The organism is Xenorhabdus entomophaga (genome assembly GCF_037996725.1).
Classification (GTDB): Bacteria; Pseudomonadota; Gammaproteobacteria; order Enterobacterales; family Enterobacteriaceae; genus Xenorhabdus; species Xenorhabdus khoisanae.
Genome location: NZ_JBBMXH010000130.1, coordinates 1 through 9483, shown reverse-complemented (window position 1 = coordinate 9483; position 9483 = coordinate 1). Strand labels below are relative to the sequence as shown.

The window sequence follows — 9483 nt, the reverse complement described above, 5'->3', positions numbered from 1 at the left end:
ATCAATTCAAGGGCGCGTTTTTGTTCTGGTGTCAGATGAATTTTCATGGTTGTAAGCATGATCGGATTGGGATAAGAAATCAAGCATCTTCAATGACGATTGGTATATATAACTGAAAAATTCTCTTATTTAATTATATATTAATGTATATGATTATTTTTTTAATTCATTTATTAATGGAATAATTATTTTGGACAATTAAAACTTACACCTTATTTTAATTAAAAATTAATAACATATGAATAAATAAAAAAACAAAATATTCACCTGAATTTCAGGCAGTATTTTAAAAATGAAATATACTTTAGTTATCTATTTGGCTTTTTATAATAACAACACAAGGGAGGTAAATATGTTCACAGTAAATTTCCATGATAGTTTTGCATCATTAGATCTATACGCAGCAACTATGTTTGACCAATATCCGAATAACCTGATGCCCCCTCCAGACCCACGCATAGAAAAAGATGGTTGGAAACTGAAAGGCTATATCTCTTGTAATTATTATTCTAATTTTACGAATCCGCAAACAAATAAAAAAGAATTAATTTTCTTCGATGAAAAAGTTAATCATGGATATATTGTTGAGAGAATAAAAAACCCCGGGGAATACGTTCTTGCTCTCCGAGGGACCAAAACCGTTGCAGAAAAAATGAAGGACCTTGATATAGACTATATATATCCCTGGCCTGATACACCGGGTCAAGCGGTTATTGATGGTTTTCATTCAATGTATCAATCTCTGAATCTGGTTGTTCCTGATAATACAACAGGCATTAATTACTCCCAACTCAAACTAGCAGATGCCATCGCACAATTTATCGGAGTAAATGGTTATTTCACGATATCAGGTCATAGCCTTGGTGCTGCAATGGGAACTTATCTTATGAGAGATATCTATAATAAAGTCCCTCACGGTAGGGCTTGCCTATTTGCCAGCCCAAAAGTAGGAAATTATGAATTTGTTACCTATGTTAATGATCATTTCAAGGATAATGTCGTTAATAATTATATAAATGATCTGGTACCTAAACTTCCCCCTTATGCTGAACAGCTACCAAATGTCAATAAACTGTTTCCGAGAGACGATGTAAAAATCAATGATACACTGATTTGCAATCACACTATACTCACTTATCTTGCTTTATTAAATAAATACAAATTTTATGATGTACTTAATGCAAATGTCCCGACAGAGCATCAAACATGGAATGACTGTCTACAAGTGACAATGGATGGTTAAATAATAAAGAATCAGGGAATATAATAAATGAACACAACCAACACGATTCGCCCATTTTTATGTATCGTGGCAAGACGACCATGATGGGGAATAATGGGAAGCCTATGGGTATTGGATATAAATATGGATTAAGAGCCTATGCCATTAGGCTCTTAATCAAACTGTTATTCCGCAATATCCGCAGTATTATTTTGCTCTTGATTAATCAGCTCTCTGACAACGCTGGTGGCAAAACTCCCCGATGGCAGAGAGAAATGGAGAGTGACGGTTTGATCATCCTTCCATTCCCAGCGTAAGTTAAGTGGCTTCACCAATATTGCGCGGCGGGCGCTCTCCACTCGCTCACGTTTGGCTAATTCCCAGAGTGATTCGTATTCCAGTAAGCATTGTTGTTCAAAATCCAAGGCCTGATGTTGTGTACCCAGTGCCTTATCGCCCGGCAAAGGCGCCGTTATCTGTAATTCCCCGTCCATGACTCGCTGCTGCAACACGGCTAATTCAGATTCATCAGCCACAAACCAGCTACCACGTCCTGTTAACTGTAAAGCATCGCCATTTAACACCTGCTGATGTGTATTCTGGGCGATACGTATGCTGGCAATAGCATTAAACATGGCACTCCGGCAGGCAGAAAGGTAAAAGCTGCGGCGATTACGTTCTCTGACCTGAATTTCGTTCGCCGCCCAGCGCTGCGCCTGCACCAGGTTTTGACCATCACGCCCGAAACGCTGCTCACCAAAGTAATTAGGCACACCGGTTTGTGTTATCTGCTGTAAGCGTTTTTCCACGGATTGTTGGTCAGATATTTCTCTTAATACCAGAGTAAAATCATTACCTTTCAATGCACCAATTCGTAGTTTTCGTTTCTGGCGGGAGGTTGCCAGAACTTCACAGCCTTCAAGCTGAAAGGCGGTTAAATCCGGATCTTGTTTTCCCGGAAGATGTAAACAAAACCACTGTTCCGTAACTGCATTGCGATCTTTTAACCCTGCATAACTGACAGAACGAGAAGGTATTTTGGCAAAACGGGCAAGATTATCTGCCACAAACTGGGTATTACATCCAATCTTACGGATGTGTACCATCAAGTGCTCGCCTTCTCCATCAGGAGAAAAACCTAAATCTTCACGAACAATAAAATCTTCTGGGGAGGCTTTGACAACACCCGTCGCTTCCGGTCGGCCATAAAGCCAGTGTAATTCACTCAACGTCATACTTATTCCTTTACCAACAAAGCCACCGCTTCGCAGGCAATGCCTTCTTTACGGCCTACAAATCCCAGTTTTTCTGTGGTTGTTGCCTTAACGTTAATATCATCCATATGACATTCAAGATCCTCTGCCAGATTAACCCGCATCTGAGGAATATGAGGCAGCATTTTCGGCGCCTGCGCAATGATGGTGATATCCAAATTCCCGATCCGATAACCCTTTGTCCGGATACGGCGATAAGCTTCTTTCAGCAGTTCCCGGCTATCCGCACCTTTAAAGGCAGGATCGGTATCAGGGAATAATTTACCGATATCACCCAATGCCGCCGCGCCCAACAAGGCATCTGTGGCAGCATGTAACGCAACATCACCGTCTGAATGAGCGATTAATCCTTGTTCATAAGGAATGCGGACACCGCCAATGACCAATGGGCCTTCTCCGCCAAATTTATGCACATCAAAACCGTGTCCAATTCTCATACGATAGATTCCTTAGATTTTCGGGATAGATAAAACTCAGCCAATGCTAAATCTTCAGGTTGGGTAACTTTAATATTGTCCGCCCGCCCATTGACCAATACAGGGCGGTAACCACAATACTCCAGCGCCGAAGATTCATCCGTAATGCAGGCCTGCTCTGCAAGAGCTTTGTTCAAGCAATCACGCAATAGCTGCAAAGGGAATAACTGCGGGGTCAGGGCATGCCAAAGCCCGTTGCGCTCAACGGTATGATCAATCACTGTATAATGTTTGGCTGAGGGTGATTCTTTTACTGACTGCGATACCATACGTTTCATGGTATCCCTCACAGGAGAGGCCAGAAGCCCGCCACATATGTCAGGAGAATCGACACGTTGATCAAGAAGACATAGCAAATTATCTAAATCTTCCCGATGAAGACAAGGTCGAGCGGCATCATGTACCAAAACCCAAATTGCTCTTTCGGTCGGCAAGCCAGATAAATAATTTAACCCAGCCAATACTGAGTCTGCCCGCTCTTCACCACCGATAACGGTGGTAATTCTTGGATCTGAGGCAATATTCAACTGCGCAAATTGAGTATCAGCAGGATTCAGTACAACAATAATGCGCTGTATACGGGAATGTTCCAGTAATGCGGCCAAGGTATGTTCAAGGATCGTTTTCCCCGCAACGTTGAGGTACTGTTTTGGACAATCGGATTTCATCCGGCTACCAATGCCCGCAGCCGGGATCAATGCGACTATTTCAGTAAGAGGACTGCCAATAAGAGTATGGTCAATAGGAGAATGAAACCCTGAATTATTCATTTCGATTAGTAGATTAGTTGCTGTTCTGGTTTAAAGATTGCTGCACGTTTTGTTTAGAGGTATCTGGTACCATACGGTAAAAGGATTCTCCCGGCTTAATCATGCCCAGTTCATCACGAGCACGTTCTTCAATCGCCTCATTTCCTACTTTCAGATCCTTAATTTCAGCAAATAGCTGATCATTACGCGCTTTCAGTTTGAGATTATCGACTTCTTGCTTATCAACCTCAGACTTAACCCGAACGTAATCATGAATGCCGTTTTTGCCGAACCACAGCGAATACTGCAACCAGCCAAGCAGAATCAGTAATAGTAGCGTTAGTTTGCCCATCTCCCCCCCCTGAAAACCCGCTAATCATCCCACAACTGAAAGCATCACGCCACTGACTATTTACTCTCTATTTACTATCGCAAAACTGATCTAAAACACAGTCACAAAATATGACCACGTGATGTAATAAACACATATTGAATTAGATGAGTGTAGAAACACATTATTCCACTATCAATAATAATGTGTTTCATCGCGGTTTATTTAACGAGGGAATTAAGCTGGCTGGATACCGTAACTTTTCAGAACTAAAAGCAATTTTTCGACCGAAGTTTCCACGGTTTGTGAGCCATTCAAATAAATATCAGGATGCTCCGGTGCTTCATAAGCTGCACTAATTCCCGTGAAATTGGGCAATTCTCCCGCTCGTGCTTTTTTATATAACCCTTTGGGATCGCGAGCCTCACATATTTCAAGGGGCGTATCAACATGCACTTCAATAAATTGCCCCGCTTCCATGAGTTCACGTATTTTTTGCCGCTCTGTTCTGTTGGGGGAAATAAATGCGGTCAGCACCACCAGCCCGGCATCAACCATCAATTTTGAGACTTCGCCGACTCGTCGAATATTCTCCTGCCTGTCGGTGTCAGAAAACCCTAAATCACTGCACAAACCATGGCGCAGATTATCACCGTCCAGTAAGTAAGTTTTGATTCCTTGCGAAAACAACGCTTGTTCCAATGCTCCCGCAAGAGTGGATTTTCCTGAACCGGATAATCCCGTAAACCAAATGACTAAGGCAGGATGCCCATTTACTGTTTCCCTCTGTTTCCTATCCAATGTATGTGAATGCCAGACGATATTTTGGGAAACCGGTGAACGAGAGCCTGATGAACAAAAAACAGATGTCTTATTCTGAGACACTTATTTCCCTCCCAATAAATCACGCGCTCCCCAATGCGGGAAGTGACGACGGACTAACCGATTGAACTCCAGTTCAAACTCACTGTATTCTTTGGGTTCTTCATAAACATCAGTCTGAATTTCCCGCACCAGTCCGGCTCCCACAGTAACGTTGGTCAGACGATCAATCAAAATGATGCCGCCTGTATCCGGATTTTGTGCATAACTGTCAAGCAGTAACGGCTCATCAAATGAAAGCTCCACCAGCCCGATTGCATTCAAAGGGAGTTCAACCGCAACTTTCTGGGTCAGATTGTTAATATCTACCTGATACTGGAAATTATCGACTTTGCCCCGGCTTTTTTTACCCGCAACTTTGATATCCAGACTTTGCCCCTGAATCAGTGGCTTTTCCGACATCCATACAACATCAACCAAAGCATGGCGGGTTGCGATCATTTGATCCTCAACAGCAACCAACAGATCGCCACGACTGATATCAATTTCATCTTTTAGTACAACGGTAATGGCTTCTCCGGGTACAGCAAATGGCAGATCGCCGTTGAAAGTCACTATTCTCTCTACCGTCGAAACAACCCCTGATGGCATAACTTTAATTTTCTGGCCTTGGCGCAAAACCCCTGACGATAATGTACCACTGTATCCACGAAAATCGAGGTCGGGACGGTTTACATATTGCACCGGAAAGCGCAGAGGCTGTTCTGTCGCTTTGGTCTGTACATCCACGGTTTCAAGGATATCCAGTAAAGTTTTTCCTGTATGCCATGCCATTTTTTCGCTGCGGGTGACAATGTTATCCCCTTCCAATGCCGAAATTGGCACGAAATGAATATTCAGCTCAGCAGGCAATTGAGCCGCAAAATCCAAGTAATCCTGTTTGATCTGTTCAAATATATCCTGTCGGTATTCGAGTAGATCCATTTTATTCACGGCAACCACCAGATGGCGAATACCCAGCAAGGTGCTGATAAAACTGTGTCGGCGCGTTTGCTCCTGGACACCTTTTCGTGCATCTATCAGCAAAATGGAGAGATCACTGGTTGAAGCGCCAGTGGCCATATTGCGGGTATATTGTTCATGCCCCGGCGTATCCGCAATGATGAATTTGCGCTTTTCTGTGGAAAAATAACGATATGCAACATCAATGGTAATGCCCTGCTCCCGTTCCGCAGCCAATCCATCGACTAATAACGCCAGATCCAACTTTTCGCCTTGAGTCCCTATCCGCTTGCTATCGCTTTGTAATGTCGCAAGTTGATCTTCATAAATCTGGCGGGTGTCATGCAGTAAACGGCCTATTAGTGTACTTTTGCCATCATCCACGCTACCACAGGTTAAAAAGCGCAATAATCCCTTTTCTTGCTGTCCCCGCAGGTAAGCTTCAACGCCTCCTTGCTGTTTGATCTGGCTGGCGATGGTTTCATTATATGCAAGTGCTGGCATTTCTGGTCTCCTTAAAAATAACCCTGACGCTTTTTCAGTTCCATCGAACCGGATTGATCACTATCAATCAGCCGTCCCTGCCGTTCACTGGTAGTCGATATCAACATTTCTTCTATGATTTCCGGTAACGTCCCTGCATCCGATTCCACAGCGCCTGTCAGCGGCCAACAACCCAAGGTTCTGAAGCGAACTTGACGCTGGCTGATCACTTCTCCGGGTTTCAGATCGATGCGATCATCATCAACCATAATCCATGTTCCGTCGCGCTGAATAACCGGACGGTGTTTAGCGAAATAAAGGGGAACAATGTCAATCTGTTCTAAATAGATGTATTGCCAGATGTCCAACTCAGTCCAGTTGGATAACGGGAATACACGGATGCTTTCCCCTTTATTAATCTGGCCGTTATAGTTGCGCCAGAGTTCCGGACGCTGGTTTTTTGGGTCCCAACGATGAGCGCGATCACGGAATGAGTAAATTCGTTCTTTCGCACGCGATTTTTCTTCATCACGCCGCGCCCCGCCAAATGCAGCATCAAAACCGTATTTATTCAGCGCCTGTTTCAATCCCTCTGTTTTCATGATGTCGGTATGTTTTGCACTGCCATGAATAAAAGGATTAATTCCCAGTTCATCCCCTTGTGGATTGCGGTAAACCAGCAATTCAAGACCATACTCTTTCACAGTACGATCGCGGAAATCATACATGTCCCGGAACTTCCAGCCTGTATCCACGTGCAATAAAGGAAAAGGAACCTTCCCCGGATAAAAAGCCTTACGTGCGAGGTGCAGCATGACTGAAGAATCTTTACCTATCGAATAGAGCATCACAGGGTTGGCAAATTCAGCCGCTACTTCCCGTATGATATGGATACTTTCAGCTTCAAGCTGCTGTAAATGTGTCAGTTTTTTTTCGTCCATAAACCACTCCTTATTCAAAATCGATATACCCGTCGTCTTTCAAGTTGCCACTTTGTTGGCTGTGCTCATTCACCCCAGTCACATAGTTATCTATGTTCCCGGGGATTCATTCCCTTGCCGTCGCGCTGCATCTTGAAATTCATTGGGTATAACAGCAGTATGATTTACTTGAGCAACCGCTTTTTCTTGATCAGTCAATGGATTTTGATCAACGGATTGCTGCCTAAACCACGCTATCTGATGATGGAGTTGAGCCACTTCTCCCACTATCAGCAAAGCAGGAGATGGAGCTTCCTGTGCCAACCGTTCCAGTTCGGATAAGGTTCCGGTCAACACTTGCTGTTCTGGACGAGTGCCACAACCAATGACGGCAACGGGAGTATCGGCATCCCGCCCGTGTGAAATCAGTTTTTGACTGATTAAGGCAGATTTCATGATGCCCATGTAAATTGCCAGTGTTTGATTGCCCCGCGCTAATGCAGGCCAATCCAATTCATTACCGTTTTCACGACAATGACCTGTAATAAAAGTGACGCTTTGAGAATGTTCCCGATGTGTCAAAGGAATACCTGCATACGCAGAAGCGCCAACAGCAGCGGTAATACCGGGCACAACCTGAAAAGGAATACCAGCCTCTGCCGCAATTTGTAATTCTTCTCCGCCACGACCAAAAATAAAGGGATCTCCCCCTTTCAGGCGCACAACTTTTTTCCCTTGATTTGCCAGCTCAACGATGAGTGCATTCGTTTCTTCCTGAACAGCAGAGTGATTACCCGCTCTTTTTCCAACGCAGATTTTGTCTGCATCACGGCGTACTAATTCCAGAATCTCATCACTAACCAAATGGTCATAGAGGACGACATCAGCCTGCTGGAGCACCTGCAAACCTTTTAATGTCAGTAAACCCGGATCTCCCGGCCCTGCACCTACCAACGCCAACTCTCCTTGGATACGAGAATTATCCTGAGTTAATTGTTGTTCGAGCTGCTCTTCTGCTTGTTGTAACTGTCCATTAGCAACCAAAGTGGCAAAACGCCCATTAAATGCCTTTTCCCAAAAATGGCGTCGCTGACGCATAGAAGCAAGCCGCTGTTTTACGCGTTCACGCCAGCGGCCTGCAATATCTGCTATTGAACCAAGATGAAATGGCAGTAAGGACTCCAACTTTTCCCGCAATAACTTTGTCAATACCGGAGATTTTCCAGCCGATGAAATCGCGACCATAATCGGAGAACGATCAATGATGGAGGGGAAAATAGCGGAACAAAGTGGCTGGTTATCCACAACATTAACCAGAATTGACCGGTTATTGGCTTCTGCAAAAACAGATTGGTTAAGATTGTGATTATCAGTCGCGGCAATCACTAAAAATACGCCATTAAGATATTCGGTTTTAAATGTTCCCTGTAACCACTCAAACTCTCCCTTTTGATGGCTCTGTTGCAGTTCTGCATGTAATTCAGGTGCAACAACTGTTAACGCTGCACCAGTACGCAGTAACAGACTTGCTTTGCGAGAAGCAATTTCTCCGCCTCCCACCAGCAATACTTTTCGGGCTTTGAGCTCAACAAATAAGGGTAAATAGTCCACAGTGACATGCCATCCAGTGTTTAATTTCTTAATAATTATCTAAAGAATGAATATATGAAGCTGTGACGAGGTTATGAAATGACAAAAAGTAATTATTAGTTCCTGAATCGTATAAGGTCAGTTTTTTAATGGGTTATAAGATTGCAACATGTGAAATATTCAGTAAAAACCCCTGCTTTTTTATTGCGCAACTCCCCTTTTCTGAGAGACTTATTTTGTGATAAAAATCACATTTTAGGATTATTTTTTGAATTTTAAGATCGTGGGGGAAAGTTTTTATTATTCAGGTTACAAATAAAATTAATATCTGCTTTACTATTTTTATAAATCATCCAATTCAAGAGGTAATATTCCCACCGAAATACTGGACATACTGTTTAAAAGGCAAGCTTGAAAAAATGTTTGAAGGAAATGCTTGATAGCTATTATTTATTCTGGGATGGCAACTGCTTCATCTGGATTGAAGTACTAGAATATTAAAGTAACGCGATGCTCGACTTTTATGATGAGTTGAAATGACATAGCCGCTCCTTTATAACTTTAAGTCGTCAAAAATAGAGAAATAAAGGAACAAAAGGCTATGTCACAGCAAG

Annotated in this window: 9 protein-coding genes; 1 reads left to right on the top strand and 8 read right to left on the bottom strand. The window is 43.2% G+C overall.

Annotated elements, in window-relative coordinates; genetic code table 11:
- Positions 1 to 352: 352 nt before the first annotated feature.
- Complete coding sequence (locus tag AAC854_RS19680; RefSeq protein WP_340618598.1) at positions 353 to 1243, top strand: lipase family protein; 891 nt, start codon at positions 353 to 355, stop codon at positions 1241 to 1243.
- Positions 1244 to 1407: 164 nt separating this feature from the next.
- Here the strand turns inward: AAC854_RS19680 and truD are convergent, their stop codons facing one another.
- The 8 genes from truD to cysG all read right to left on the bottom strand — a co-directional run bounded on the left by truD (position 1408) and on the right by cysG (position 8890).
- Positions 1408 to 2457, bottom strand: a complete 1050-nt coding sequence (truD, locus tag AAC854_RS19675) for a tRNA pseudouridine(13) synthase TruD (protein WP_340618597.1) — start codon at positions 2455 to 2457, stop codon at positions 1408 to 1410.
- 2 nt (positions 2458 to 2459) lie between these two features.
- Positions 2460 to 2933, bottom strand: a complete 474-nt coding sequence (gene ispF / locus AAC854_RS19670; protein ID WP_340618596.1) for a 2-C-methyl-D-erythritol 2,4-cyclodiphosphate synthase — start codon at positions 2931 to 2933, stop codon at positions 2460 to 2462.
- Complete coding sequence (gene ispD, locus AAC854_RS19665) at positions 2930 to 3742, bottom strand: 2-C-methyl-D-erythritol 4-phosphate cytidylyltransferase (RefSeq protein WP_340618595.1); 813 nt, start codon at positions 3740 to 3742, stop codon at positions 2930 to 2932. Before ispD ends, ispF begins: the two co-directional genes overlap by 4 nt.
- A 13-nt stretch (positions 3743 to 3755) precedes the next feature.
- Positions 3756 to 4073 (bottom strand): cell division protein FtsB, encoded by a 318-nt coding sequence (gene ftsB, locus AAC854_RS19660; protein ID WP_340618594.1) that lies wholly within the window; start codon positions 4071 to 4073, stop codon positions 3756 to 3758.
- A 216-nt stretch (positions 4074 to 4289) separates the two neighbouring features.
- A complete protein-coding gene (cysC, locus tag AAC854_RS19655; protein ID WP_340618593.1) occupies positions 4290 to 4937 on the bottom strand; it encodes an adenylyl-sulfate kinase in 648 nt (215 codons plus the stop codon).
- Positions 4938 to 6380 (bottom strand): sulfate adenylyltransferase subunit CysN, encoded by a 1443-nt coding sequence (gene cysN, locus AAC854_RS19650; protein WP_340618592.1) that lies wholly within the window; start codon positions 6378 to 6380, stop codon positions 4938 to 4940.
- Positions 6381 to 6391: 11 nt separating this feature from the next.
- A complete protein-coding gene (gene cysD / locus AAC854_RS19645) occupies positions 6392 to 7300 on the bottom strand; it encodes a sulfate adenylyltransferase subunit CysD (RefSeq protein WP_340618591.1) in 909 nt (302 codons plus the stop codon).
- Positions 7301 to 7390: 90 nt separating this feature from the next.
- Complete coding sequence (gene cysG, locus AAC854_RS19640; protein WP_340618590.1) at positions 7391 to 8890, bottom strand: siroheme synthase CysG; 1500 nt, start codon at positions 8888 to 8890, stop codon at positions 7391 to 7393.
- Between the last annotated feature and the right edge of the window lie 593 nt (positions 8891 to 9483).